Source organism: Pseudomonas sp. FW300-N1A1, from assembly GCF_058789115.1.
The window spans coordinates 16,428-41,353 of record NZ_JBYTBK010000004.1 but is presented as its reverse complement, the minus strand read 5'-3'; the positions used below and the strand labels follow the sequence as shown (position 1 = coordinate 41,353).

Sequence of the window (24,926 nt, the reverse complement as noted above, 5' to 3'; positions counted from 1 at the left end):
GATGCTGGCGTACATATTACGGCGACTGTTGCTGATCATCCCGACCCTGTTCGGCATCCTGCTGATCAACTTCTTGATCATCCAGGCAGCGCCCGGCGGCCCGGTGGAGCAGATGATCGCCAAGCTCGAAGGCTTCGAGGGCGCCACCAGCCGCATTGCCGGTGGCGGCGCCGAAGTCTCGGTGGCGGGCTCCAGCTATCGGGGCGCCCAGGGCCTGGACCCGGCGCTGATCAAGGAAATCGAACACATGTACGGTTTCGACAAGTCGGCACCGGAACGCTTGTGGATCATGATCAAGAACTACGCCCGCCTGGATTTCGGCGACAGCTTCTTCCGCGACGCCAAGGTCATCGACCTGATCAAGGAAAAGCTGCCGGTGTCGATCTCCCTCGGACTGTGGAGCACCCTGATCATGTACCTGGTGTCGATCCCCCTGGGGATCGCCAAGGCCACCCGGCATGGCAGCCACTTCGACATCTGGACCAGTTCGGCGATCATTGTCGGCTACGCGATCCCGGCATTCCTGTTCGCGATCCTGCTGATCGTGGTGTTTGCCGGCGGCAGTTACCTGGACTGGTTCCCCTTGCGCGGCCTGACCTCGAATGACTTCGACGAGCTGAGCCTGGGCGGCAAGGTCCTCGATTACTTCTGGCACCTGGCGCTGCCCGTGACCGCGCTGGTGATCGGTAACTTCGCCACCATGACCCTGCTGACCAAAAACAGCTTCCTGGACGAAATCAACAAGCAGTACGTGGTCACCGCCAAGGCCAAGGGCCTGACCCGGCACCGCGTGCTCTATGGCCATGTGTTCCGCAATGCCATGCTGCTGGTGATCGCGGGCTTTCCTTCGGCCTTTATCGGCATCTTCTTCACCGGCTCCCTCCTCGTGGAAGTGATCTTCTCCCTCGACGGCCTCGGCCTGATGAGTTTCGAGGCGGCGATCAACCGCGACTACCCGGTGGTCTTCGGCACCCTGTTCATCTTCACCCTGTTGGGGCTGGTGGTGAAACTGATCGGCGACCTAACCTACACCCTGGTCGATCCACGTATCGACTTCGAAACACGGGAGCATTGAGATGCGCCTTTCCCCTCTCAATCGCCGACGTTTCGAGCTGTTCAAGGCCAACAAGCGTGGCTGGTGGTCGCTGTGGCTGTTCCTGTTCCTGTTTGGCGCCAGCCTGGGCGCCGAACTGATCGCCAACGACAAACCGCTGGCCGTGAATTACGACGGCCAGTGGTACTTCCCGGCCCTCAAGCGCTACCCGGAAACCACCTTCGGTGGCGAATTCCCCCTGGAAGCCAACTACAAGAGCCCGTACATCCGTGAGCTGCTCAAGGCCAAGGACGCCTGGACCCTGTGGGCGCCGATCCCGTTCAGCTATCAGAGCATCAACTACGACCTGAAAGTCCCGGCCCCTGGCCCGCCCTCGGCGGACAACCTGCTGGGCACCGACGACCAGGGCCGCGATGTGCTGGCGCGGGTGATCTATGGGTTCCGGGTCTCGGTACTGTTTGCCCTGACACTGACCCTGCTGAGCTCGATCATCGGCGTGATCGCCGGGGCCTTGCAGGGCTTCTATGGCGGCTGGGTCGACCTGGCCGGGCAGCGTTTCCTGGAAATCTGGTCGGGCCTGCCGGTGCTCTACCTGCTGATCATCCTCGCCAGCTTTGTACAACCCAACTTCTGGTGGCTGTTGGGCATCATGCTGCTGTTTTCCTGGATGAGCCTGGTGGACGTGGTGCGCGCCGAATTCCTGCGCGGGCGCAACCTGGAGTACGTGCGCGCCGCCCGGGCGCTGGGCATGCGCAATGGCGCGATCATGTTCCGGCACATCCTGCCCAACGCCATGGTTTCGACCATGACCTTCATGCCCTTCATCCTCACGGGCGCCATCGGCACCTTGACCGCGCTGGACTTCCTCGGCTTCGGCCTGCCCGCCGGCAGCGCGTCGCTGGGCGAGCTGGTGGCCCAGGGCAAGTCCAACCTGCAGGCGCCCTGGCTCGGCATCAGCGCCTTTGCGGTACTGGCGCTGATGTTGAGTCTGCTGGTGTTTATCGGCGAGTCCGCTCGCGATGCCTTCGACCCGAGGAAGTGAAATGAATCAGGACAATCTGATCGAAGTGCGCGACCTCTGCGTCGAGTTCACCAGCGGTGAGTCTCGACAACGGGTGGTCGAAGGCGTCAGCTTCGACATCAAGCGCGGGGAAACCCTGGCACTGGTGGGTGAAAGCGGCTCGGGCAAGTCGGTGACGGCGCACTCGATCCTGCGCCTGCTGCCCTATCCCCTGGCGAGCCACCCCAGCGGCACCATCCAGTATGCCGGGCATGATCTGCTAAGCCTGAAAGAGAAAACCATCCGGCACATTCGCGGCAACCGGATTGCGATGATCTTTCAGGAGCCCATGACCTCGCTCAACCCGCTGCACTCGATCGAGAAGCAGATCAACGAGGTATTGGGCATTCACAAAGGCCTGACCGGCAAGGTGGCAACCCGGCGCACCCTGGAGCTGCTGGAGCTGGTGGGCATTCCCGAGCCGCATAAACGGCTCAAGGCCCTGCCCCACGAGTTGTCCGGCGGCCAACGGCAACGGGTGATGATCGCCATGGCCCTGGCCAACGAGCCGGAGCTGTTGATCGCCGACGAGCCAACCACCGCGCTGGACGTGACCGTTCAGCTGAAAATCCTCGAGCTGCTCAAGGAATTACAGGCCCGCCTGGGCATGGCCCTGCTGCTGATCAGCCACGATTTGAACCTGGTGCAAAGAATTGCGCATCGCGTATGTGTCATGCAGCGCGGTTGCATCGTCGAACAGGCATCGTGTGAACAATTGTTTCGCGCGCCGCAGCATCCGTACACGCGGGAGCTGCTGGCAGCGGAGCCCAGCGGCAACCCGGCGACCAATGAAATAGGCCCGCCGTTGCTGCAGGTCGAGAACCTGAAAGTCTGGTTCCCGATCAAGAAAGGTTTTTTGCGCAGCACCGTCGATTACGTCAAGGCGGTGGACGGGATCAACTTCAGCCTGCCCCAGGGCCAGACCCTGGGCATCGTCGGCGAAAGTGGTTCGGGCAAGTCGACGCTGGGCCTGGCGATTTTGCGCCTGATTGCCAGCAAAGGCGTGATCCGCTTTGAAGGCAAGCAGCTAGACTGCCTGTCGCAGCAACAGGTAAGGCCGCTTCGGCGGGAAATGCAGGTGGTCTTCCAGGACCCCTTCGGCAGCCTGAGCCCACGGATGTGCGTGAGCCAGATCGTCGGTGAAGGCCTGCGGATACACAAGATCGGCACGGAGGCCGAACAGGAACTGGCTATCATTGCAGCCCTTGAGGAGGTAGGCCTGGACCCGGAAACCCGGCACCGCTACCCCCATGAATTTTCTGGCGGGCAACGGCAAAGAATCGCCATTGCCCGGGCTTTAGTGCTAAAACCGGCGTTGATTTTGCTGGACGAGCCGACCTCGGCTCTGGACCGCACCGTGCAACGCCAGGTGGTTGAACTGCTGCGCAGACTGCAAAGCAAGTACAACCTGACGTATCTGTTTATCAGCCATGACCTGGCTGTGGTGAAAGCGCTGAGCCACCAGCTGATGGTGGTCAAGCATGGCCAAGTGGTCGAACAAGGTGATGCGCAAGGTATCTTTGCCGCACCGCAACATCCTTATACCCAGCAGTTGCTGGAGGCCGCTTTCCTGGCCCCAGCAACAGCCGAATAATCTGAAAGAGGAGCAACACATGGGTTTTCTCGCCGGTAAGCGCGTACTGATCGTCGGTGTCGCCAGCAAGCTGTCCATCGCATCCGGCATCGCTGCCGCCATGCATCGCGAGGGCGCTGAGCTTGCCTTCACTTATCAGAATGACAAACTGAAAGGTCGTGTCGAAGAGTTCGCACAAGGCTGGGGCTCGAGCCCTGAGCTGTGCTTCCCGTGTGACGTGGCCAGCGATGAAGAAATCGCCAAGGTCTTCGAAGCACTGAGCAAGAAGTGGGACGGCCTGGACTGCATCGTGCACTCCGTGGGCTTCGCCCCGGGCGACCAACTGGACGGCGACTTCACCGAAGCCACCACCCGTGACGGCTTCCGCATTGCTCACGACATCAGCGCCTACAGCTTCGTGGCCCTGGCCAAGGCTGGCCGCGAAATGATGAAAGGCCGCAACGGCAGCCTGCTGACCCTGTCGTACCTGGGTGCCGAGCGCACCATGCCGAACTACAACGTGATGGGCATGGCCAAGGCCTCCCTGGAAGCGGGCGTACGTTACCTGGCCGGCTCCCTGGGCCCGGACGGCACCCGCGTCAACTGCGTATCGGCAGGCCCGATCCGCACCCTGGCCGCTTCCGGCATCAAGAACTTCCGCAAGATGCTGGCCGCCAACGAAGCGCAAACCCCGCTGCGTCGTAACGTCACCATCGACGAAGTCGGCAACGCCGGCGCCTTCCTGTGCTCGGACCTGGCGTCCGGCATCAGCGGTGAAATCATGTACGTGGACGGCGGCTTCAACACCACCGCCATGGGCAGCATCGAAGAGTGATCTTCACGCTCTGACAATAAACCCGCCGATTGAGGCGGGTTTATCAGAAGGTCACCCCCACACCCTGCGAGGGCTACGCTTTCGCAGGGTGTTTTGTTTTCATGAGTACTTCAGCACTGATCGGGGTCGATCGGCGTCAGACATCCTGCAAACAACTGCTGGATGGGTTGTGTACGCTGACTGTAACGCTGCAACAGCACGATCTCCCGGTAAAACGTCAGCTCACCCAGCTCGACAACCCTGACCTTCATGCTGCGCTCAAGCCAGAGCCCGGCCAGGGGTAGCAACGACACCCCCAAGCCACATTCGACCATTTTCACGATGGCCTCCAGCTCGTCCAGCTCCAGAGCCACTTTCACCTCGATCTGCTGCTCACGCAGAAACCGTGTCACCAGCCGGCCACCAAATGAATTACGGTCGTAGCGGACATGGGGATGGTCAGCCAGCAACTGCAACGGATCGTCGCCCTCAAGGTTCGACGGAACGATCAGCACAAAGGGTTCCTTGCGCACGACCTGGACCGACAACTCCTTGGGCAAATCGAAGGGTGGCTTGATCAGCAGTGCCAGGTCGACTTCGCCCGTGTCCACCTGACTCAACAGGTCAAGGGAGACCCCGGGCACCAGCTTCGCCTCGAGCAGTGGCGCCTGTTGCCGCAAGCGCAACAACGCCTGAGGTAACAATCCGGTCTGCACCGTCGCCACGGCGCCGATCTTCAATTCGCCACGAAACTCACTGACATCGTCGCTGACCGCCATGCGCTGGAACAGCTCAAGCATCTCCCGCGCCATCGGCAATGCCCGCTGTCCGGCCGCATTGAGAATCGCCTGGCGCCCGGTACGGTCGAACAAACGGATCCCCAGCGCCTGTTCCAGATTGCGCATTTGCGCACTGACCGCCGACTGGGTCAGGCCTATGTGCATGCCGGCCGCAGCGAAAGTGCCGTAGCGGGTCACCGCGATAAAGGTTTTCAGTTCACGCAGCATGAGGGTTCCGATTGATCGATATTATTTGAGCTGGATGCAAAAATTATCGTCTTTTAATCGAAATTAACACCACTAGAATCAGCTGACTCCCCTGCCCCGAGGCTGATCGTCATGAGTATCTCCCCTTTCCATCTGGCCATCCCGGTCTATGACCTAAACGCTGCACGGCGGTTTTACGGCCAGGTTTTCGGCCTTGAAGAAGGCCGCTCAAGCGAGCACTGGGTGGATTTCAATTTCTTCGGCCATCAACTGGTCATCCACCAACACCCTGAAACCGCCACCCAGGAATCCGCCCACACCAATGCGGTGGACGGCCATGACGTGCCGGTTCCACATTTTGGTGTGGTGCTGTCGATGACGGAATGGGAGTCCCTGGCCGAACGCCTCACAACGCTGGGCACACGCTTCGTGATCGAACCCGGCATCCGCTTCAAGGGCCTGGTGGGCGAGCAGGCGACGATGTTTCTGTTCGACCCCTGTGGCAACGCGCTGGAATTCAAGGCGTTCAAGCATATCGACCAGTTGTTCGCCAAATGAGCGTCCGTCCCTCGCCGCTCCTGGCAAACGCCGATGACCGCGATGCGCCGCTCAACCAACTGGATGCCAGCGGTATCAGTGATACGGTGCGCAGTGGTCAAACGTCCTGCAACCGGGTTGCCGAACATTTCCTGCGGCGGATCGACGTGCATGAGCCCTGCGTGCAGGCTTTCGCCGCTTTCGACCCACAGGGTGTGCGCGCTCAAGCCAACGGGCTTGCGCAAGAGGGCCATCAAGGGTTGCTGGCCGGCGTACCGGTGGGCATAAAAGACATCTTTGACAGCGCCGACCTGCCGACACAGTTCTATTCGCCTCTGTATGCCGGCCATCAGCCTTCCCGAGATGCCCATGTGGTCACCCTGTTGCGTCAAGCCGGCGCGTTGATCATGGGTAAGACCCACACGACGGAATTCGCGTATATGCACACGGGGCCCACCCGCAACCCCCACAACCTTGCACACACGCCCGGCAGTTCCAGTGCCGGCTCGGCCGCCGGGATGGCCGCCGGTTTCTTTGCACTGGCTCTGGGTACCCAGACAGCCGGATCATTGCTCAAGCCCGCCGCCTATTGCGGCCTCCATGCCTTCAAGCCTTCCCTCGGGCTGGTTTCCCTGGAAGGTGTCAAACCCTTGGCCCAGAGTTTTGACACGGTCGGCTGGTACGGTCGCTCGGTACGCGACCTAGAACGTGTCGCGCGCGTGCTGATTCCCGGTTTTACCGTCGTCACCGGCGAACACCGCCCGTTACGCCTGGGCCTGTGCCGCCCCCCGCACGGGGAGCAGGTCGAGCCGTCCGTTGCCGACACACTGCAGGCCGCTATCGCCCAACTGCGCGCCGCCGGGCACCAGGTGGAAGAGGTGCAACTGCCCGCGTCATTCGCGGGTGTACTCGATGATCACGCCTTGATCAATGATTGCGAAGGTGCTCGCTCACTCGCCAAGGAGTTCCACGCCCAGCGCGAGCAACTCAGCGACGCCCTGCTGGCGATGTTCGAGCGCGCACGGGCCACTACCTGGGAACAAGAATCAGCAGCTAAAGCTCGCCTGTCCCGGCTCGCGCCACAGTTGGCCCGGCATTGCCAATCCTTCGATGCCATGCTTGGCGTCAGTTGCGGCAGGGTCGCGCCCGCCGGTCTGGCATCAACCGGCCCCTCGGATTTCATCAAGTTCTGGGGCGCGTTCGGCTGGCCGCAATTGAACCTCCCACTGAATCGCGCAGAAGGTCTGCTACCGATCGGGTTACAACTGAGCTCAGAATTCAGAAGCGACCGCCAACTGCTGTGGGTCGCCCACCAGGTGGCCGCAACCTTGACCAACACACCAGCGGCTCCAAACCTCGAAACCCGGCCCGTCTAACTCCCCGCCAGCGGGCACGGGCCACCGGCTTGTGCCCACAATTTGAACTGGGTGACGAACTCATCGTGGGGCACCGGCACGGGTGCCCGGTTGCCACCAGGACTCCAACCCCACAGCACCAGCTTGTCGTCACTGACATGCTTGATCAGCGTGGCAAAATCGCGGTCACCATTGCGGTCACGGTCCTTGATCATCTGGCACAGTTGATTGGCCGGCAAACCGATCCAGGCCATCTTGTGGGCCGGTGGCGGCAGGCTCCAGTGCGGGGCGCCGGGTGGCGCATGGGGACCATAGCTGGCCGGTGGATTGCCAGTACCGTGACAGGTGGCACAGGGCAACCCGGCGGCCCCCTTGCCGTCGACACCGCGCACCACGTTCATGGCATGGGGCACCCCTGCGTCGAACTGCAAGGGTGAGTCGCCAGGGATATGACAGTTCTGGCAGCGCGGGCTCTGGAAGACCTTCTGCACCGTGGCAAACGCGATCAATGCAGCCTGGTCTTCAGCAAACAGCTCCGGGGCGTAACCGCCCATCCCGAACAGCAGCACGGTGCCCAAAAACAGGTGCCGCCGCATCTCACACCCCCGCCAGTTGCAAGGGCAGTTCACGCAGCCGCTGCCCGGTCAGGGCGAACACCGCGTTGGCCACTGCCGGCGCGGTCGGCGGCACACCGGTCTCGCCGATGCCGCCCGGTTTGTCGGTGCTGGGCACGATGTGCACCTCCACCACCGGCATTTCGTTCAGGCGCAGCACCTGATAGTCGTGGTAGTTGGACTGCTGCACCTGGCCGTCCTTGAACGTCAGCTTGCTGTGCAAGGTGAAGCCCAGGCCAAAGGTGATGCAGGACTCCATTTGCGCGGCAATGCTCGCCGGGTTCACCGCAATCCCGCAGTCGACCGCACAGACCACGCGGTGCACGCGGATCTTCAGGTTGTCCTGCGACACCTCGGCCACCTGCGCGACGTAACTGCCAAAGGACTCGTGCACCGCCACGCCCAAGGCATGCCCCGCCGGCAACGGCGCCTTCCAGTTGGCCTTCTCCACCGCCAGGTTCAGCACGCCCAGGTGCCGCGGATGCGCCTTGAGCAAGGTACGTCGGTATGCCACCGGATCCTGGCCCGCCGCCGTGGCCAGTTCGTCGATCAACGACTCCATGACGAAGGCCGTGTGGGTGTGCCCCACCGAACGCAACCACAACACGCTGATCCCGGTCTGCGGTGAGTGCAGGTCCACCCGGTGGTTGGCCAGCCCGGTCAGGTAAGGGCTGTCGGCCACCCCTTCAACCGAGGTCTTGTCGATGCCGTCCTTGACCATGGTCGCCTCCAGCATGGTCCCGGCCATGATCGACTGGCCGACCAGCACATGCTTCCAGGCCTGGGGCAAGCCATCGGCATCCGGGCCGATACGGGCCTGATGCACAAACGCCGAGCGGTAATAGCCACCGCGAATATCATCCTCCCTCGACCAGACGGTTTTCACCGGCGCGCCCGCGGCCTTGGCCACCTGCACCGCTTCGCTGACAAAGTCCGAGGTGGGATTGGCCCGCCGGCCAAAACCGCCACCGAGGAACTCGGTATGGATCACCACCTGCTCGGGTTTGAGCCCGGTGATTTTTGCCGCGACCATCTGGTCCAGGGTCTGGAACTGGGTGCCGGTCCAGATCTCGCACTGGTCCGGGGTAATCCTGACAGTGCAGTTGAGCGGCTCCATCGGGGCATGGGCCAGATAAGGCACGCTGTACTCGGCCTCGACGGTTTTCACTACCTTGGCCAACGCCGTGCTGACGTCGCCGGCCTGGCTGGCGGGCGTCCCCGGGGTGGCGGCCAGTTTGCGGAAGCTTTGCAGCAGCGCCTGGCTGTCCAGCCCCTTGTTGGGGCCAAGGTCCCAGTCGATTTTCAAGGCATCGCGACCCAGCTTCGCCGCCCAGTAATGATCGGCTACCACCGCGATCCCGGTCGGCACTTGCACTACTTTATGCACCCCCGGCAAGGCCAGCGCGGCCTGGGCATCGAATGACCTGACGCTGCCGCCAAACACCGGCGAACGGGCGACCATGGCGGTCAGCAAGCCGTCGAACTGCACGTCCATGCCGAACTTCGCCTGCCCGGTGATTTTCTCCGGGGTGTCCAGGCGCTGGGTGGGTTTGCCGATAATCCTCCAGTCCCTCGCCTCCTTGAGCTTGATCGACGCCGGATCCGGTGCCGGCAGTTGCCCGGCCTCATTGGCCAGTTCGCCATAGGTGGCCCGCTGGTCACCGGCGATGACCACCCCCGCCTCCGTCCGGATCTGCGACGGTGCAACATTGAAGCGCTTGGCGGCCGCCTGGACCAGCATCAACCGGGCGACGGCACCGGCCTGGCGGTAACGGTCGAACTCCATCCAGGTCGAGGTCGAGCCCCCGGTAATCTGCATGCCTCCGAAGGCCGGCAGTCCATAATCAGCCGCCGATGCCGGCGCGTGTTCAACACGGATGCGGCTCCAGTCGGCATCCAGTTCTTCGGCGATCAGCATGGTCAGACCGGTCCAGATCCCCTGGCCCATTTCCGAATGCCCCAGCAGGACCGTCACTCGGCCATCGGGAGCGATGCGCAAAAAGGCATTGGGCGCGAACACCGCGTCCGGCGCCGCGGCAGCCTGGGCAAAGCGATTGGCCCCGGGAATGAAGAACCCCACCACCAGGCCCGCACCCAGCACGGCGCTGCCTTTCAGAAAGGTGCGCCGGGACGTATCCATGACAGGACCCATATTCAAGCCTCCCCGAGGTCGGCAGCGCGTTTGACCGCGGCACGAATGCGTGGATAGGTGCCGCAACGGCAGAGATTGCCCGACAGCGCCTGGTCGATGTCGCTGTCCGTCGGTGCCGGTATTTTCGCCAGCAACGCTACCGCCGACATGATTTGTCCGGACTGACAGTAACCGCACTGCACCACATCGATCTCGGCCCAGGCGCGCTGCACCGGGTGCGAACCGTCGCTCGACAAACCTTCGATGGTGAGAATCTTCTGCCCACTGGCCACCGCTGCAGCCGGCGTGATGCACGAGCGCAACGGCGCGCCATCGACGTTGACCGTGCAGGCGCCGCACTGGGCCATGCCACAGCCGAACTTGGTCCCGGTCAGGTGCGCGACATCACGCAACACCCACAACAGCGGCATGTCGCCAGGGACTTCCAGGGGGTGGTCCTTGCCATTGATATTGAACGTCAGCACGGCAATCTCCTCGGGGCGGTCAGGACTTTCGGTGTCCTTTGCTCGCGTCGCTGTGGCAACGGATGCCTACGCGCGCGTCGGGTTGTCCATTGAGCTAAGCGCAATTTCCCTGAGGGTCGGGGTTGAGCGACCACCGGTCACCCAACGGCCAGCACAAAAACGCGGTCACCTCTTCAAAGCCCCATGAAGTTGTCACATCGACAGCCAACAACGCTCCACCCGACACACCCACCCGACACCCCACCCAAAAGCAAACCAATATCATTTGCATCGCCACAGAGCTTTTGCTTTAATCGCGACCAATTCCCATTTGCACCCTTGGCGTTACGGCGCCTCCTGGACATGCGCACTCAATGATGGTCGTCGAAACCTCCCTCGTGCAGAACCTCTACACCAGCCACCACCGCTGGCTGTACGAGCTATTACGCCGACGCTTGAGCGATGCGTTCGATGCGGCCGACCTGGCACACGACACCTTTGTCCGCGTCCTCAAGCGCCCGCAGGACTTCGAGTGCGAAGTGCATGAGCGCTCCCACCTGGCGACCATTGCCCGGGGCCTGTGCATTGATCACTGGCGCCGCCGGCAGCTGGAACAGGCCTGGCTGCAGGCATTGAGCGAACGCCCCCAAGCCCTACAGCCCTCCCCCGAGCAACGCTTGATCATCGTCGAGACCCTGCACGAAGTGGATGCGATGCTGCAGCGCCTGCCCAAGCGAGTCAGCGATGCGTTCATCCTCGCGCAACTGCATGGCATGCCCTACAAGGCCATTGGCCTCGAGATCGGGGTGTCCGAGCGCATGGTCAAGAAGTACCTGGCCCAGGCCCTGATGCATTGCGCCCTGCTGGAGGCCGAGCTCGACGGCCTCCTGATCGAGTAAGCGCCCTTGCCTGGAGCCTTGAAAACACTCAGCCACGCCAGCCTGCAACAGGCAGCCCACTGGTATGTGCAACTCAACGACCAGCAGGTCGGCGAACAGGAGCGCCTGCGCTGGCAAGCCTGGCTGGCCCAGAGCGGCGAGCACCAGGCGGCCTGGCGCTACGTGGAGCGGGTCGGCGAGCGCTTTGCGCCGCTGCACGGCGACGGCGCATCAGGCGCAGCCAGCCAGGCCTTGCGGGGTACCGGGCGGACCAGCGTCACGCGCCGCCAGACCCTCAAGTCTCTGCTGATCCTCACCTCCGGCAGCCTGCTCGGCTGGAGCGCCTGGCGCCAGACATCGCTACCGGACACCCTGGACCGCTGGACCGCCGACCTTTCCACCGGCACCGGAGAGATCCGCGAAAGCCGGCTCAGCGACGGCAGCCAGCTCTGGCTCAATGCGCTCAGCGCGCTGGATGTGCGCTTTGACGCCCGTGAACGCCTGCTGCGATTGCGCGCCGGCGAAGTGCTGATCGACACGGCCAGGGACCCGTTGCGACCGTTTCGGGTGCAGACCGCACAGGGCCTGTTACGGGCATTGGGCACGCGTTTCAGCGTGCGCCAGGACGATGAGCGGACCTTGCTCAACGTGTTCGAAGGAGCCGTTGAGGTGCGCCTGGCCAACGATCAGGTCAACGTGGTGCAGGCTGGGCGGCAAATGGCTTTCAGCCAGACGGCCTTCGAACCCTGGCGCGCCGCCTCTATGGCCCGCGAAGCCTGGCGCCGTGGCGTGCTGTTGGCGGACAACCTGCCGCTGGGCCAGTTGATCGAAGAACTGAGCCGCTATCGCCAGGGCTATCTGGCCTGCGACCCGGCAGTGGCGCAGTTGCCGGTGATGGGTTCTTTCCCGCTCAAGGACACCGACCAGGCCCTGCGCCTGCTGGAAGCGGCGCTGCCGATCCGCGTCGAAAAGACCCTGGTCTGGTGGGTCAGCGTCGATGCCAAAGCCTGAACAATCGCCAGAACCGCAATGCTGTTCAGTTAAGGATAGGGTTGCTCAATACATCCCCCCGTGGCGAGCGAGCTTGCTCGCGCTGGGCTGCAGAGCAGCCCCCAAAACTGTCGTCGAGTTCGTTATGAAAGACCGCAGTCGCTTTGTTGGGTGCGCTTTGCGCACCAGCGCGAGCAAGCTCGCTCGCCACGGGTCTCTCACCCGCTTCAAGCCTTTCTTAACTGAACAGTATTGCGCCAGCGCCGGTTTTTTTTCAGATCGCGGTTCCCTTTTGCGTTTTTCGTTCGGTTAACCCCTAGAAGCACTTCAATTGCCGATCGACTCGATCCAAAGGGACCTCCATGCCGCACCACGTCGCCGCCCGTTTTCGTTTCGCCTTGCGCCCCTTGGCACTGGCCCTTCCCGCTGCCCTGCTGAGCCTGGCCCCTGTGGCCACCCAGGCGGCTGACACCGCCAGCCGCGAACAGTCCAGCAGCCAGCGCCAGTACAGCATTGCCGCGGGCTCGTTGGTCAGTGCGCTCAATAGCTACGCCGAGCAATCCGGGGTGTTCCTCGCCGGGCACAACGACCTGGCCAGCGGCAAGCGCAGCCCGGGGCTCAACGGCAGTTTCACTGAACAGGAAGCCTTGCAGCGCCTGCTTCAGGGCAGCGGCCTGCAAGCCCAGCCGCAAGCCGATGGCAGCTACGTGCTGCAAGCGGAGCCCACGGGTGACGGCACGTTGCAACTGGGGGCCACGACCATTTCCGGCCAAGGCCTGGGGGCGACCACCGAGGACACCCACTCCTACACCACCGGCTTCACGTCCTCGGCCACCGGCTTGCCGTTGTCACTGCGTGAAACACCGCAGTCGGTCACCGTGATCACCCGTCAGCAAATGGACGATCGCGGCGCACAGGATGTCGGCGACGTGTTGCGCAATACCCCGGGCATCACGCAACAGGCCTACGACACCGACCGCATGGAGTTCTCGTCCCGAGGCTTTACCATCACCAACTACCAGTACGATGGCGTCAACCGCGTCTACGACGGTGTTTACGGTGAAGCGGCCACTAACGTCGACGCGGCCACCCTGGACCGTATTGAAGTGGTCAAGGGCGCTACCGGCCTGATGACCGGTTCCGGCGACCCCTCTGCCACGGTCAACCTGATTCGCAAGAAGCCGACCAAGGCGTTCAAGGCCTCGGTCAGCGGTACCGTCGGCTCCTGGGACGCCTACCGCACCGAAGGCGATATCTCCGGGCCGTTGAACGACAGCGGCAGCCTGCGCGGGCGCTTCGTCGGCGCCTATCAGGACAAAAACTCCTATCTGGACCATTACAGCCAGAAGAAGGACCTGTTCTACGGCATCCTGGAAGCCGACCTGACCCCGGACACCCTGCTGACCTTCGGCATCGACAAGTCCAGCGTGACCCCGCGCGGGACCTCCTGGACCGGCAACCCGACCTATTTCTCCGACGGCGGCCGCACCGATTTTTCGCGCCACTTCAACCCGGGCGCCGACTGGAGCCGTCGCGACTTCGACGACATCACCTACTTCGCCTCCCTGGAACAGGCGCTGGCCAATGACTGGAAACTCAAAGTCAGCCTCGACGAGAAAACCACCGACCACGACACCCGCCTGGCCTCGGCCAGTGGCGGCAACCCGGACCGGGCCACCGGCGAAGGCATGTTCCTGTACTGGGGCCGCTGGGAAGGCCATCGCGTCCAGGACACCGCCGACGTCAACCTCTCCGGCCCCTTCACCCTGGGCGGTCGCGAGCATGACCTGGTGGCCGGCGTCATGGCGTCCCACTCGCGCCAGACCGGCTCGACCTACGACACCAGCGCCTTCGAAACGGTGCCGGGCAGCATCTATGACTGGAACGGCGACTTGCCGTACCAGGCATTTCCGAAAAACGGCAAATACGAGCGCACCCAGAGCCAGAACGGTGTTTACCTGGCCACCCGCCTGCGGCCGACCGACGACCTGTCGTTCATCCTCGGCAGCCGCTTGAGCACCTTCAAGTACAACGAAGACTACGCCTACTACCCGGGCTCAAGCCTGGACGACACCCACGCCAGCTACAAGGAGCATGGCGTCGTTACCCCCTACGCCGGCGTGATCTATGACCTGGACGATACCTACTCGGTCTACGCCAGCTACACCTCGATCTACCAGCCCCAGGTCTACAAGGACACCGATGGCAAGACCCTGGCGCCGGTGGAAGGCGACAGCTATGAAACCGGCCTCAAGGCCGCGTACCTGGACGGCAGGCTGAACGCCAGCCTGGCCCTGTTCCGCACCGAGCAGTACAACGTCGCCGAATCGATCGGCACCAACCCGGTCACCAACGAAGGCATCTACAAGGCCATCGATGGCGCCACCACCCAGGGCGTGGAACTGGAACTGGCCGGTGAACTGCAGGAAGGCTGGAACCTGATCGCCGGCTACACCTACGCCCGCACCCGTGACCAGGACGATCAACGCGTCTACGGTTACCCGCTGTCCACCACCAAGCCGGAACACGTGATCCGTACGTTCACCACCTACCGCCTGCCGGGTGCCCTGGACAAGGTCACCGTCGGTGGCGGGGTCAGCTGGCAGAGCGCGTTCTACGGCAAGGTCTACAGCCCCACCGTGGGCGATAACACCCGGATCAGCCAGGGCGGCTACAGCCTCGTCGACCTGATGACCCGCTATCAGTACAACGAGCACCTGAGCTTCACCGCCAACGCCAACAACGTCTTCGACAAGAAATACCTGACGGGCCTGGGCAACTTCGACACCACCTTCTACGGCGAGCCGCGCAACCTGATGCTCACCACCAAGTGGGACTTCTAGGCCAGTTGCCCCCTCCCGCCGCTGCCGAACTATCGGCGGCGTGCGGTTCTCCCGACGAGTCGACCGACGGCATCACCCAACGACTATGCTGATAGTCCAGCGTGATGACCTGTTGAGGAGAACCGCCATGTCGCGTATCCAGAAACTCACCCCCTGCCTGTGGTTCGACGACCAGGCCGAGGACGCCGCGCACTTTTACTGCTCGGTGTTCGAACACTCCACCGTCACCGCCATCACCCGCTACGGCAAGGCCGGCTTCGAGTTCCACGGGAGGCCCGAAGGCTCGGTGATGACCGTCAGTTTCGTGCTCGACGGCCAGACCTTCACCGCCCTCAACGGCGGCCCGGTGTTTCGCTTCAACGAGGCCATCTCGTTCCAGGTCAACTGCCACTCGCAGTTTGAAATCGATCACTTCTGGTACGCCCTGTCGGCCGGGGGCGACGAACAGGCCCAGCAATGCGGTTGGCTCAAGGACAAGTTCGGCCTGTCCTGGCAAATCGTACCGGTGGCGTTGATGGAGATGATGACCGACCAGGACTCCAGCAAGTCCCAACGCGCCATGCAGGCCATGCTGAACATGAAGAAAATCGACATCGCCACACTCGAGCGGGCCTTCAACGACCAGGGCTGAGACGCCCCGGCCAGATCGGCGTTAGCCTGCGACCACAAACACGATGATGGGGCCGCACACGGCCAGCAGCACGTTGGAGATCGCATAACACACGGTAAAGCCGATCACCGGCGTGCTGCTGCCGGACTGCTCAATGATTTTGTTCATGGACGCCGCTTCGGTCTGCGCCCCGGCCAGGGCGCCGAGCAGGATCATGGGGTGCAAGCGCAAGACATATCGACCGAAATACAGGGCGACCAGAGGCGGCAACAGGGTCACCACCACCCCTGAAAGCAACAGTGGCAGGCCATGCTCGCGCATGGCGGTGATGGCTGCAGGCCCGGCCAGCAACCCGATCACGGCGCCAAAAGCGGTCAGGCCAAACTCGGAAAACGCCCATTGCGCGGCCGGGGGCAATGCACCCGTTTCAGGGTGACGGGAGTTGTACCAGCCAATCACCAGCCCCGTCACCAGCACGCCACCGCCGACGCCCAGTTCCACCGGGATCATGCCGACATGGGTCGACAGCAGCCCCAGCAGCGAGCCGATGACCATGCCCAGGGTATGAATAGCGATATCGCTCTTGTAATCCTGCTTGCGGATCCGCCCCAGGCGCGCTGCCAGCGCTTCGACACTGCGGGTACGCCCGGTCAGGGAAATCACGTCGCCACGGCGCAGAACGGTATTGGGCAACAGCGGCAGTTCAAACGTCTGGCGGGTAATGGCGTTGACAAAACACCCCGGGCGGTCGCCGCCGGTGACCAGGCGCTTGATCTGCTGCAGGGTCTTGCCCGCGAACTCAGCCGAGGTCAGGACAATGTCCGCCTGACGGGTAGCAAACGAAAGCGATAGTGGGTGATCCAGTTCCGGTCCGATCCACTCGTTCAAAGGTCCCACGGCCTCGCGCAGCGCATAGACCCCCAGAATGTCATCCGCCCGCAGAACCAGACTGACATCCCGTTCCAGTACGTGACCGTCGCGCACCACCCGCTCCACCGTCAGGCCCGCGTGCTGCTGTTCGAGCCAGGCAATGGGGTGACCGTCCGCGGGCCCGTTGGCCGCGACCCGATGGGCACGCACCACCACGCGGGTATAGGGTACGGCGATGGCGTCTTCCTCATTGTCGATGCCCAACTCCCGCTCCAGTTCCCGGGCCGAACTTTTCAGGTCGATCCCCAGCAGACGTGGGGCAACAGTGCCGACAAACACGATCAGGCCGATGGTGCCGAACAGGTACGTCACCGCATAGGCCACGGCCATATGGCTGTTGAGCAGATTCCGGGCCGCCGGTTCGAGGGACAGTTCGTTGATGGCGCTGCTGGCGGTCCCCATGATCGCCGTGTCGGTCAACGCACCCGCGCCGAGGCCAGCGGTGAAGCCGGCGTCGAAATGGAAGACCGCGTTCATCAGCAGGATCGAACCCAGTGCCGTTGCACACAGCACCACCGAGAGCAACACCAGTTTCAGGGTGCCGCGGTTGAGGCTGCCGAAAAACTCCGGCCCGCTCTTGAAGCCCACCGCGTAGATGAACAGTGCAAAGAACACCGATTTGAAGGCTTGTGGCACCTCAATACCGATCTGCCCGATCAGTAATCCCATCAACAGGGCGCCGGCCACCGATCCAAGGTGAAAGCTGCCCACCTGAATCCGGCCGATGAGTACGCCCAGGGAAATCGCCAGGAACACCGCGATTTCCGGTGACGCCCGTAGCGCTCCCAGCAAGAACTCAAGCATTCGAAACTCCCTCTCCGGTTTGATTGAGCGCGTTGCGCACCAGGTAGCAACAGAGTCCTGTCGCAGGCCAGTGTAGTCGCTAAATCATTCCGTTCCGGGTTCAGTACTTCCAGAACACCGGCGTGAACAGCACCAGCACCGTCAGGATTTCCAATCGCCCCAGGAGCATGCCAATGGTCAGCAGCCACTTCGCGGCATCAGGCAAAGTAGAAAAATTACCCGCCGGCCCAATGATCGCCCCTGCACCCGGGCCCACGTTACACACGGCCGTGGCCGCCCCCGTCAACGCGGTCGTCCAGTCCAGACCGATGAGCGCCAGCCCCAGGGCAATCACGGCAATGGTGATGGTAAAGAAGAACGAGAAGGTCAACAGCGACCGGACAATCTCCTCGTCAATGGAGTGACCGTTGTACTGCTTCTGAATCACCGCCCGTGGGTGGATCAGTTGCTTGAGGTTGCTCATCAGCAGCGCGGCGGCCACCTGGAAACGAAAGATCTTCAGGCCTCCCGCCGTGGAGCCGGAACACCCCCCCACGAAGGTCAGGTAGAAGAACAGCAGCACGGAAAAGCTGCCCCACAAGGTGTAGTCGCCGACCGCGATCCCCGTGGTCGTGACCACTGACGTCACGTTGACCGCCACGATGCGAAACGCATCCCACCACCCGAAGTCGCTGTGCAGCCACAGCCAGGTACCGAACGCCAGCCAGGTCAAGACCAGGAAGCCGATGAACCCCCTCACCTGCTGATCCTTGAGCACGGCACTTCGATGGCCGCGCAAGCTCGCGACGTACAACGCGAACGGCAGGCTGCCGAGGATCATGATGACCACCGCCACCCAATGAATCGCCGGTTGGGTCCAGTGCCCCAGGGACGCGTCCGAGGTCGAGAAGCCGCCGGTCGAAATCAGCGACATGGCATGGTTGACCGCTTCGAACGGGGTCATCCCGGCGAGCCATAGCGCCAGCGTGCCAAGGCCGGTCAGGCCCAGGTAAATCCAGACGATGTAGGTGGCACCGACATGGGAGCGTGGAGTCACTTTCTCCGACCAGTCCGACGACTCGGTCTGGAAAAGGCGCATCCCGCCCACCCGCAACATGGGCAGAATCGCCACCGCCATGCCGATAAAGCCGATGCCGCCGAGCCAGTGCAGCATCGAGCGCCAGATCAACAACCCGGGAGAGGCGGTATCCAGGCCGGTCAGGACCGTGGAGCCGGTGGTGGTAATCCCCGACATCGTTTCAAAGAACGCGTCGGTGTAGCTGATGTGACGGATGAACACCATGGGCAGCGCCGCAAAGGCGCAGACCACGACCCAGCTCGCCGTCGTCAGCAGGTACATGTCCCTGGGGCGCAGTTGTACGGTTTCCGGGCGCCCCTTCACCACCAGCAACAGCCCGCAAATGAAGGTGATCAGGCTCGACCAGAGAAAGGCCGGCAAGTCGTCGCTACGCTCGTGAATCACGAGAGTGAGCATGGGGATCGCCATGCTGACAGCCAGCGTTATCAGGAACATGCCCAGGATGAAACCGACAAGCCGTAGTGCCGAGCCAGACATCAAACAAACCCGCCAGATAAAGGGCACGCAGTATCAGAGGTCGAACCGTGCGCTCGCGTAAAGTTTTCGTAATTTTTCCCGTGGCTTGCGCAGTGGGCTCATCACCTGTGCCGGACCACCGGGAGGCACCGGCACCCGCTTCTCAAACAACAATTTACAGTGTAGAAGAGGCGCAAGCGTCTCGTTGCCCGCGTATCGCGCACGCCACTGCCGTGATGCGCACAATGGAATCCACCCCCATGTCAGACCGCAATGCCGCACAGGCCAAGGGCGTTTTCACCCCCCCTTCACCTCGACCAAAGACCCAGGCTGGGGACGCGTCCCCGCACTTCTGGCGCGATGATGCCCTGCCCTTCATCGAGGCTCGCGCCATCGCCGATGGTCGAGAAGTCTGTTACGCCCGGCACTCCCACGAGCATTTCTCCATCGGTGCAATCACGGCCGGGCGCAGCACCTACCTGCATGAGCACTCAGCCTTCGAGGTCGCGGCCGGCACCGTGGTACTGATGAACCCCGGTGACGTCCATGCCTGCAACCCCATCGACGATCAGCCGTGGGCCTACCGCATGCTGTATGTCGATACGCCGTGGCTGACCGACCTCCAGCATCAGCTGGGATTCAGCGCGGAACTGGATTTTCGGCGCTTTGCCGTCACCCATATCGACAACCGCGCCGTGTTCGACGGGCTCAATCAACTGTATGACACCCTGCTCGACGAACAGGCGTCGATCCTGCAAAAACACAGCGCCACGGTGGCGTTCTTTACCGAGGTACAGACCCTGCTCAACCCGGCCGAGGTCCTGGTTCGCGAACCCAACTTCAAGCTCGAACGGGCCGCCGAGTACATCCGCGAGCACTGCACCCAGGCGCTGAAACTGGAGGATATCTGCGAGGCGGCGCAGCTCTCGGCGTCGTACCTGATCCGCGCGTTCAAGCAGCAGTACGGCATGACGCCCCACGCGTTCCTGGTCAACCAGCGCATCCAGTTCGCCCGCCAGCAATTGCGCCAGGGCAAGCTGATTGCCGACGTCGCGCTGCAAGCGGGGTTCGCCGACCAAGCGCACTTTCAGCGCGCCTTCAAGCAGCACCTGGCCGCGACACCCGGGCAATACCGCGGCTAAACCGCCTAAGGCAGCAACAGATAGCCGGCGCTGAGCGCCAGCAGCAACGCCATCGAGCGGTTGAACAGACGCATGCCGCCGGCATTGTTCAGGTAGTGCCGCAGATAAGTACCGGCATAGGCCCAACAGGCGACCGACAGGTAGCAGATCACCAGGTACACCGCCGCAAACTGCCAGACCAGCCGCGCATCACCGTCAGCGACAAAGGCCCCCATGCCCGCGACACAGGCCAGCCAGGCCTTGGGGTTGAGCCACTGCATCAGCGCCCCGTAGAACATCGTCGGTGCCTTGCCCCCGTCCTTGGTGCCGAGACGGCCATCATCGGTCGCCAGTTTCCAGGCCATGAACAACAGAAACGCCACCCCGGCCAACTGCACCACCCGGGTCAACGCCGGCCAACGTTCCAGCAGCTCATGCAAACCCAGCCCCATCAACACCAGCAACAGCACAAACCCCAGGGTGGCCCCCACCACGTGCCGCTGACTGGCGCGAAAGCCGTACTGCGCCCCCGAACTCAGGGCAACAATGTTCACCGGCCCCGGGGTGATCGACGCGACCAACGCAAACGCGGCCATGGAAATGATCAGACTCATTGCACACCTTCCTTCAAACAACCGGGGACATCCCGGCGCTCAAGGTAGAAGGAGGCCCTGGCAGCTGTATTGAAGAAAACACCCCTGGCGGATGTCGGCGTTGCAGATCGAACGCCTGTGCCACATGGATGTCACTGACAGTACAACTGCTGCAACACCGATGACGACCCAACACTGCATCACGAAGGGTGAGCACCATGACAAACACCGAAGAACCCCGTGACCCGAGCCCGATGTCGCCGGGCACGGTCGTCGCCTATGCCATCGGCCTGCCGCTGGCGCTGTTGGGCCTGATCTTCCTGCCCGCCGGCACCCTCGCCTGGCGGCCCGGGTGGATATTCCTCGGCGTGCTGGTGCTCGGCTTTGGGGTGTCGGCCCTGCTGCTCGCCCGGGTCAACCCGGTGATCTACCGTGCGCGCAGCCGGATTCAGGCGGGCACCAAACGCTGGGACAAAGCCCTGCTGGCGCTCCTCCTGCCGACCATGGTGGCGGTCCTGCCGGTGGCCGCCCTCGACGCCGGGCGGTTTCATGGCTCGGCTGTGCCGGCCTGGGCGGTGCTGGCGGGTTATCTCGGTGTGCTGGCGGGGATCGGGGTGACGGGCTGGGCACAGGCGGTGAATCCGTTCTTCGAGCCGGGTGTACGGATCCAGTCCGAACGGCATCAGCGCGTGATTGATGGCGGTCCCTACCGTTTCCTGCGGCACCCCGGGTATGTCGGCGCGCTGTTTCTGCTGTTCGGCATGGCGCTGGCGCTAGGCTCGTTCTGGGCGCTGGTGCCCGCCGCGCTGGCGGCAGCGCTGCTGGTCCTGCGCACGGCCTGGGAAGACCGGTTGTTGCAGGCCGAACTGCCCGGCTATGCCGACTATGCACGTCGGGTGCGGTGGCGATTGCTCCCCGGCGTCTGGTGAATCATTCCTGCCCACTGATAGGCTGTAGAGACCCCCTGAGTCCGTCGCTCATCCCGATGACCAGTGCAGCCCACATGATTTTCAGAAGAACAGCCCATGCCCCCTACCCACCTCGACGATCGTAGCCCCTGGCAGGTCTTTCTCATCTTCCTGCGCCTGGGACTGACCTCGTTCGGTGGCCCCGTCGCCCATCTGGGCTACTTCCGCGCGGAGTTCGTGGTCCGCCGACGCTGGTTGAGTGAGCGCAGCTATGGGGACCTGGTGACGCTCTGCCAGTTTTTGCCCGGCCCCGCCAGCAGTCAGGTCGGCATGGCCCTGGGCCTGTCGCGGGCCGGCTACCGAGGCGCGCTGGCCGCCTGGATCGGCTTTACCCTGCCCTCGGCACTGCTTCTGATCCTGCTGGCGCTGGGTATTTCCGGTTATGGGGAAGTGCTGCCGTCCGGCACCCTGCACGGCCTGAAAGTCGTCGCGGTGGCCATCGTCGCCCAAGCGGTATGGGGCATGGCGCGTACCCTCTGCCCGGATGTGCCCCGCGTCACGTTGATGGTGGCCGCGACCTGCCTGGTGCTACTGCTTCCGTCTGCCTGGGCACAGGTGGGCGTGATGGCCGGCGCGGGCATCGCGGGTCTGTTGCTGTGCAAGCCCCCACAGGCGGGTGAGCATGAGCCGCTGCCGATCACTGTGAGTCGTCGGGCGGGGGCGCTGTGGTTGACACTCTTTCTGGCCCTGCTGACGGGCCTGCCACTGTTGGCCGGACTGATGGCCAGTCCGACCCTGGACATGCTGGATGCCTTCTACCGCAGCGGATCCCTGGTGTTCGGTGGCGGGCACGTCATGCTCCCGCTGCTCCAGGCCGAAGTGGTCCCCCCTGGCTGGATCAGCAACGAGACCTTCCTGGCCGGCTACGGTGCGACCCAGGCCATGCCCGGCCCGTTGTTCACCTTCGCCGCCTTTCTCGGGGCCTCGATGCACGGCCCGCAGTCAGGCTGGCTCGGCGGCCTGCTGTGCCTGCTGGCGATCTTCGCACCGTCCTGGCTGCTGGTACTCGGCGTCCTGCCGTTCTGGGAACGACTGCGGCGCAACCAAGGCGTGCAAGCGGCGATGCTCGGGATCAATGCCGCGGTGGTCGGCCTGCTGCTGGCCGCGCTTTATCGGCCGGTATGGACCAGCGCCATTGTGCAGCCGGCGGACTTCGGCCTGGCACTGCTCGCCCTGGTGGCGCTGATGTACTGGAAGCTCCCGCCCTGGCTGGTGGTCGTCGGATGCGGCGTTGCCGGCGGGCTGTTGAGCCTCATGCCCTGAGCCGCGCTCAGCCCAGCACCGGGACCACGCGCGACGGCTTGACCGACTTGAACGAAAAGCTCGAGTAGATCTCCTTCACCGCCGGCAGGGTTTGCAGCACCTCGCGCGCGAACTCGCCGAAGGACTCCAGGTCCTTGGCCACCACTTCCAGCAGAAAGTCGTAGCGCCCGGAGACGTTGTGGCAGGCGACGATTTCCGGGATTTCCAGCAGGCGCTGTTCAAAGGTCCTGGCCATGTCCTGGGAATGGGACTCCATCATCACGCTGACAAACGCGGTGACGCCGTAGCCCAGCGCCTTGGGCGACAGCACCGCCTGATAACCCGTGATCACCCCGCTCTCCTCGAGGAGTTTCACTCGACGCCAGCACGGCGAGGTGGTCAGGGCAACCTGATCGGCCAGTTCGGCGACAGTCAGTCGGGCATTGCCTTGCAGGGCAATGAGGAGTGCCTTGTCAGTACGGTCCAGGCCATGGGGCATGTCTTGCCTCTCAATCTTGTTTTTAGGGATGTTCATTCTAAAAAACCGTTTATTGACCGGTTATTTTGGAATTTTTCACGTTTAAATTGAGCATAGCATTGTAGGAAATCAGGGAGCGTTGACCATGAACAATAAAAACAATGAGCTTGGCTTTTCCACCCGCGCCATCCATCACGGCTACAACCCGCTGGACAACAACGGCGCACTGATCCCGCCGATCTACCTGACGTCCACCTTCGCCTTCCCCACCGTCGAATACGGTGCCGGGTGTTTTGCCGGTGAAGAGCCCGGGCATTTCTACACCCGTATCTCCAACCCGACCCTGGCGCTGCTGGAGTCACGCATGGCCACCCTGGAAAACGGCGAGGCCGCGGTAGCCTTCAGCTCCGGCATGGGGGCGATTGCCGCGACCTTCTGGAGCCTGCTGCGTCCCGGCGACGAGATCATCGTCAATGGCACCCTGTACGGCTGCACCTTCGCCCTGCTGCACCACGGCATCGGCGAGTTTGGCATCAAGGTGCGCCATGTCGACATGGCCAACCTGGCCGAGCTGCGCGATGCCATCGGGCCCGCGACGCGCATGGTCTATTTCGAGTCGCCGGCCAACCCGAACATGCAACTGGTCGACATCGCCGCGGTGGCCGGGCTCACCCGCCATCACCCGGACGTCACCCTGGTGGTGGACAACACCTATTGCACCCCCTACCTGCAACGACCGCTGGATTTGGGCGCGGACGTGGTGGTGCATTCGGCCACCAAGTACCTCAGCGGCCATGGCGACATCACCGCCGGCATCGTGGTGAGCAGCCAGGCACTGGCGAACCGCATTCGCCTGCAAGGGCTCAAGGACCTGACCGGTGCCGTGATGTCGCCCCAGGATGCTTTCTTGCTGATGCGCGGGCTCAAGACCCTGTCGTTGCGCATGGAGCGCCATTGCAGCAACGCCCAGGTGATTGCCCGGTTCTTGCAGGAACACCCTGCCGTCGAATCGGTGACGTACCCCGGCCTGCCCTCCTTCGCCCAGTACGAACTGGCGGCCCGGCAAATGAAGTTGCCGGGGGGCATGATTGCGTTCGAACTCAAGGGCGGGCTGCCCACTGGCAAGCGCTTCATGAACGCCCTGCAACTGTTCAGCCGCGCGGTCAGCCTGGGGGACGCCGAATCCCTGGCCCAGCACCCGGCCAGCATGACCCACTCCACCTACACTCCTGAAGAACGCACCCGCCACGGTATTGCCGAGGGGCTGGTACGCTTGTCGGTAGGCCTGGAAGACTGCGCCGACTTGCTTGCCGACGTCGCCCAGGCCCTCGATGTGTGCGCGTGAGG

22 protein-coding genes are annotated in these 24,926 nt (G+C 63.0%); 14 read left to right on the top strand and 8 right to left on the bottom strand.

The window, feature by feature from the left end; translation table 11 throughout:
• The first annotated feature begins 1 nt into the window (after position 1).
• From AC3WQN_RS04915 to fabI, 4 genes are read left to right on the top strand one after another with little or no spacing between them, the layout of a single operon-like run.
• Positions 2–1,075 carry a microcin C ABC transporter permease YejB gene (locus AC3WQN_RS04915; RefSeq protein WP_095146572.1) on the top strand — a complete coding sequence of 358 codons (1,074 nt, stop codon included), beginning with the start codon at positions 2–4 and terminating at the stop codon, positions 1,073–1,075.
• 1 nt (position 1,076) lies between these two features.
• Complete coding sequence (locus AC3WQN_RS04910; RefSeq protein ID WP_103401898.1) at positions 1,077–2,096, top strand: ABC transporter permease; 1,020 nt, start codon at positions 1,077–1,079, stop codon at positions 2,094–2,096.
• A 1-nt stretch (position 2,097) separates the two neighbouring features.
• Entirely contained in the window at positions 2,098–3,708 is a 1,611-nt protein-coding gene (locus AC3WQN_RS04905) for an ABC transporter ATP-binding protein (protein ID WP_103401899.1), read from the top strand.
• A 19-nt stretch (positions 3,709–3,727) separates the two neighbouring features.
• Positions 3,728–4,522 carry an enoyl-ACP reductase FabI gene (fabI, locus tag AC3WQN_RS04900; protein WP_103401900.1) on the top strand — a complete coding sequence of 265 codons (795 nt, stop codon included), beginning with the start codon at positions 3,728–3,730 and terminating at the stop codon, positions 4,520–4,522.
• Between the two features lie 110 nt (positions 4,523–4,632).
• Here the strand turns inward: fabI and AC3WQN_RS04895 are convergent, their stop codons facing one another.
• The gene (locus AC3WQN_RS04895; protein ID WP_103401901.1) at positions 4,633–5,508 is read right to left on the bottom strand and encodes a LysR family transcriptional regulator; all 876 of its coding nucleotides are present in this window, start codon (positions 5,506–5,508) and stop codon (positions 4,633–4,635) included.
• Between the two features lie 111 nt (positions 5,509–5,619).
• Here AC3WQN_RS04895 and AC3WQN_RS04890 point away from each other — a divergent pair, with 111 nt between their 5' ends.
• Both AC3WQN_RS04890 and AC3WQN_RS04885 read left to right on the top strand, forming a co-directional pair.
• Positions 5,620–6,045: a VOC family protein gene (locus tag AC3WQN_RS04890; RefSeq protein ID WP_103401902.1), complete on the top strand. Its 426-nt coding sequence runs from the start codon at positions 5,620–5,622 to the stop codon at positions 6,043–6,045.
• Positions 6,042–7,400 (top strand): amidase, encoded by a 1,359-nt coding sequence (locus tag AC3WQN_RS04885; protein ID WP_103401903.1) that lies wholly within the window; start codon positions 6,042–6,044, stop codon positions 7,398–7,400. Before AC3WQN_RS04890 ends, AC3WQN_RS04885 begins: the two co-directional genes overlap by 4 nt.
• On the opposite strand, the gene AC3WQN_RS04880 is transcribed toward AC3WQN_RS04885, so the two are convergent.
• From AC3WQN_RS04880 to AC3WQN_RS04870, 3 genes are read right to left on the bottom strand one after another with little or no spacing between them, the layout of a single operon-like run.
• Complete coding sequence (locus tag AC3WQN_RS04880) at positions 7,397–7,975, bottom strand: hypothetical protein (RefSeq protein ID WP_103401904.1); 579 nt, start codon at positions 7,973–7,975, stop codon at positions 7,397–7,399. The two genes, AC3WQN_RS04885 and AC3WQN_RS04880, sit on opposite strands and share 4 nt — an antisense overlap.
• A 1-nt stretch (position 7,976) precedes the next feature.
• Entirely contained in the window at positions 7,977–10,133 is a 2,157-nt protein-coding gene (locus AC3WQN_RS04875) for a xanthine dehydrogenase family protein molybdopterin-binding subunit (RefSeq protein WP_103401908.1), read from the bottom strand.
• A 14-nt stretch (positions 10,134–10,147) separates the two neighbouring features.
• Complete coding sequence (locus AC3WQN_RS04870) at positions 10,148–10,609, bottom strand: (2Fe-2S)-binding protein (RefSeq protein WP_103401905.1); 462 nt, start codon at positions 10,607–10,609, stop codon at positions 10,148–10,150.
• Positions 10,610–10,962: 353 nt separating this feature from the next.
• Here AC3WQN_RS04870 and AC3WQN_RS04865 point away from each other — a divergent pair, with 353 nt between their 5' ends.
• The 4 genes from AC3WQN_RS04865 to AC3WQN_RS04850 all read left to right on the top strand — a co-directional run bounded on the left by AC3WQN_RS04865 (position 10,963) and on the right by AC3WQN_RS04850 (position 15,930).
• Complete coding sequence (locus AC3WQN_RS04865) at positions 10,963–11,487, top strand: sigma-70 family RNA polymerase sigma factor (RefSeq protein WP_103401648.1); 525 nt, start codon at positions 10,963–10,965, stop codon at positions 11,485–11,487.
• A gap of 18 nt (positions 11,488–11,505) precedes the next feature.
• A complete protein-coding gene (locus AC3WQN_RS04860) occupies positions 11,506–12,477 on the top strand; it encodes a FecR domain-containing protein (RefSeq protein ID WP_492589293.1) in 972 nt (323 codons plus the stop codon).
• Positions 12,478–12,818: 341 nt separating this feature from the next.
• Entirely contained in the window at positions 12,819–15,299 is a 2,481-nt protein-coding gene (locus AC3WQN_RS04855) for a TonB-dependent siderophore receptor (RefSeq protein ID WP_178081944.1), read from the top strand.
• 127 nt (positions 15,300–15,426) lie between these two features.
• On the top strand, positions 15,427–15,930 hold the full coding sequence (locus tag AC3WQN_RS04850) for a VOC family protein (RefSeq protein WP_103401645.1): 504 nt from the start codon (positions 15,427–15,429) through the stop codon (positions 15,928–15,930).
• 21 nt (positions 15,931–15,951) lie between these two features.
• Here AC3WQN_RS04850 and aspT read toward each other — a convergent pair whose 3' ends face one another.
• Together aspT and AC3WQN_RS04840 are read right to left on the bottom strand one after the other, a co-directional pair.
• The gene (gene aspT, locus AC3WQN_RS04845) at positions 15,952–17,643 is read right to left on the bottom strand and encodes an aspartate-alanine antiporter (RefSeq protein WP_103401644.1); all 1,692 of its coding nucleotides are present in this window, start codon (positions 17,641–17,643) and stop codon (positions 15,952–15,954) included.
• 100 nt (positions 17,644–17,743) lie between these two features.
• Complete coding sequence (locus tag AC3WQN_RS04840; protein WP_103401643.1) at positions 17,744–19,198, bottom strand: TrkH family potassium uptake protein; 1,455 nt, start codon at positions 19,196–19,198, stop codon at positions 17,744–17,746.
• A gap of 239 nt (positions 19,199–19,437) precedes the next feature.
• Between AC3WQN_RS04840 and AC3WQN_RS04835 the strand changes: the two genes are divergently transcribed.
• On the top strand, positions 19,438–20,319 hold the full coding sequence (locus tag AC3WQN_RS04835; RefSeq protein ID WP_103401642.1) for a helix-turn-helix transcriptional regulator: 882 nt from the start codon (positions 19,438–19,440) through the stop codon (positions 20,317–20,319).
• Positions 20,320–20,324: 5 nt separating this feature from the next.
• On the opposite strand, the gene AC3WQN_RS04830 is transcribed toward AC3WQN_RS04835, so the two are convergent.
• On the bottom strand, positions 20,325–20,912 hold the full coding sequence (locus tag AC3WQN_RS04830; RefSeq protein WP_103401641.1) for a LysE family translocator: 588 nt from the start codon (positions 20,910–20,912) through the stop codon (positions 20,325–20,327).
• Between the two features lie 197 nt (positions 20,913–21,109).
• On the opposite strand from AC3WQN_RS04830, the gene AC3WQN_RS04825 reads away from it, so the two are divergent.
• Together AC3WQN_RS04825 and chrA are read left to right on the top strand one after the other, a co-directional pair.
• Positions 21,110–21,820 (top strand): methyltransferase family protein, encoded by a 711-nt coding sequence (locus AC3WQN_RS04825; RefSeq protein ID WP_256587337.1) that lies wholly within the window; start codon positions 21,110–21,112, stop codon positions 21,818–21,820.
• 96 nt (positions 21,821–21,916) lie between these two features.
• Positions 21,917–23,122 carry a chromate efflux transporter gene (gene chrA, locus AC3WQN_RS04820; RefSeq protein ID WP_103401640.1) on the top strand — a complete coding sequence of 402 codons (1,206 nt, stop codon included), beginning with the start codon at positions 21,917–21,919 and terminating at the stop codon, positions 23,120–23,122.
• Positions 23,123–23,129: 7 nt separating this feature from the next.
• Here chrA and AC3WQN_RS04815 read toward each other — a convergent pair whose 3' ends face one another.
• The gene (locus AC3WQN_RS04815) at positions 23,130–23,600 is read right to left on the bottom strand and encodes an Lrp/AsnC family transcriptional regulator (RefSeq protein ID WP_103401639.1); all 471 of its coding nucleotides are present in this window, start codon (positions 23,598–23,600) and stop codon (positions 23,130–23,132) included.
• Positions 23,601–23,724: 124 nt separating this feature from the next.
• Here AC3WQN_RS04815 and AC3WQN_RS04810 point away from each other — a divergent pair, with 124 nt between their 5' ends.
• On the top strand, positions 23,725–24,924 hold the full coding sequence (locus AC3WQN_RS04810; protein ID WP_103401638.1) for a methionine gamma-lyase: 1,200 nt from the start codon (positions 23,725–23,727) through the stop codon (positions 24,922–24,924).
• Positions 24,925–24,926 lie beyond the last annotated feature (2 nt).

What these genes read in the sequence shown, in the direction of transcription:
- AC3WQN_RS04915 (WP_095146572.1), top strand. Translation starts at nt 2, where the DNA reads ATGCTGGCGTACATATTACGGCGACTGTTGCTGATCATCCCGACCCTG.
- AC3WQN_RS04910 (WP_103401898.1), top strand. Translation starts at nt 1,077, where the DNA reads ATGCGCCTTTCCCCTCTCAATCGCCGACGTTTCGAGCTGTTCAAGGCC.
- AC3WQN_RS04905 (WP_103401899.1), top strand. Translation starts at nt 2,098, where the DNA reads ATGAATCAGGACAATCTGATCGAAGTGCGCGACCTCTGCGTCGAGTTC.
- fabI (WP_103401900.1), top strand. Translation starts at nt 3,728, where the DNA reads ATGGGTTTTCTCGCCGGTAAGCGCGTACTGATCGTCGGTGTCGCCAGC.
- AC3WQN_RS04895 (WP_103401901.1), bottom strand. Translation starts at nt 5,508, where the DNA reads ATGCTGCGTGAACTGAAAACCTTTATCGCGGTGACCCGCTACGGCACT.
- AC3WQN_RS04890 (WP_103401902.1), top strand. Translation starts at nt 5,620, where the DNA reads ATGAGTATCTCCCCTTTCCATCTGGCCATCCCGGTCTATGACCTAAAC.
- AC3WQN_RS04885 (WP_103401903.1), top strand. Translation starts at nt 6,042, where the DNA reads ATGAGCGTCCGTCCCTCGCCGCTCCTGGCAAACGCCGATGACCGCGAT.
- AC3WQN_RS04880 (WP_103401904.1), bottom strand. Translation starts at nt 7,975, where the DNA reads ATGCGGCGGCACCTGTTTTTGGGCACCGTGCTGCTGTTCGGGATGGGC.
- AC3WQN_RS04875 (WP_103401908.1), bottom strand. Translation starts at nt 10,133, where the DNA reads ATGGATACGTCCCGGCGCACCTTTCTGAAAGGCAGCGCCGTGCTGGGT.
- AC3WQN_RS04865 (WP_103401648.1), top strand. Translation starts at nt 10,963, where the DNA reads ATGATGGTCGTCGAAACCTCCCTCGTGCAGAACCTCTACACCAGCCAC.
- AC3WQN_RS04855 (WP_178081944.1), top strand. Translation starts at nt 12,819, where the DNA reads ATGCCGCACCACGTCGCCGCCCGTTTTCGTTTCGCCTTGCGCCCCTTG.
- AC3WQN_RS04850 (WP_103401645.1), top strand. Translation starts at nt 15,427, where the DNA reads ATGTCGCGTATCCAGAAACTCACCCCCTGCCTGTGGTTCGACGACCAG.
- aspT (WP_103401644.1), bottom strand. Translation starts at nt 17,643, where the DNA reads ATGCTTGAGTTCTTGCTGGGAGCGCTACGGGCGTCACCGGAAATCGCG.
- AC3WQN_RS04840 (WP_103401643.1), bottom strand. Translation starts at nt 19,198, where the DNA reads ATGTCTGGCTCGGCACTACGGCTTGTCGGTTTCATCCTGGGCATGTTC.
- AC3WQN_RS04835 (WP_103401642.1), top strand. Translation starts at nt 19,438, where the DNA reads ATGTCAGACCGCAATGCCGCACAGGCCAAGGGCGTTTTCACCCCCCCT.
- AC3WQN_RS04830 (WP_103401641.1), bottom strand. Translation starts at nt 20,912, where the DNA reads ATGAGTCTGATCATTTCCATGGCCGCGTTTGCGTTGGTCGCGTCGATC.
- AC3WQN_RS04825 (WP_256587337.1), top strand. Translation starts at nt 21,110, where the DNA reads ATGACAAACACCGAAGAACCCCGTGACCCGAGCCCGATGTCGCCGGGC.
- chrA (WP_103401640.1), top strand. Translation starts at nt 21,917, where the DNA reads ATGCCCCCTACCCACCTCGACGATCGTAGCCCCTGGCAGGTCTTTCTC.
- AC3WQN_RS04815 (WP_103401639.1), bottom strand. Translation starts at nt 23,600, where the DNA reads ATGCCCCATGGCCTGGACCGTACTGACAAGGCACTCCTCATTGCCCTG.
- AC3WQN_RS04810 (WP_103401638.1), top strand. Translation starts at nt 23,725, where the DNA reads ATGAACAATAAAAACAATGAGCTTGGCTTTTCCACCCGCGCCATCCAT.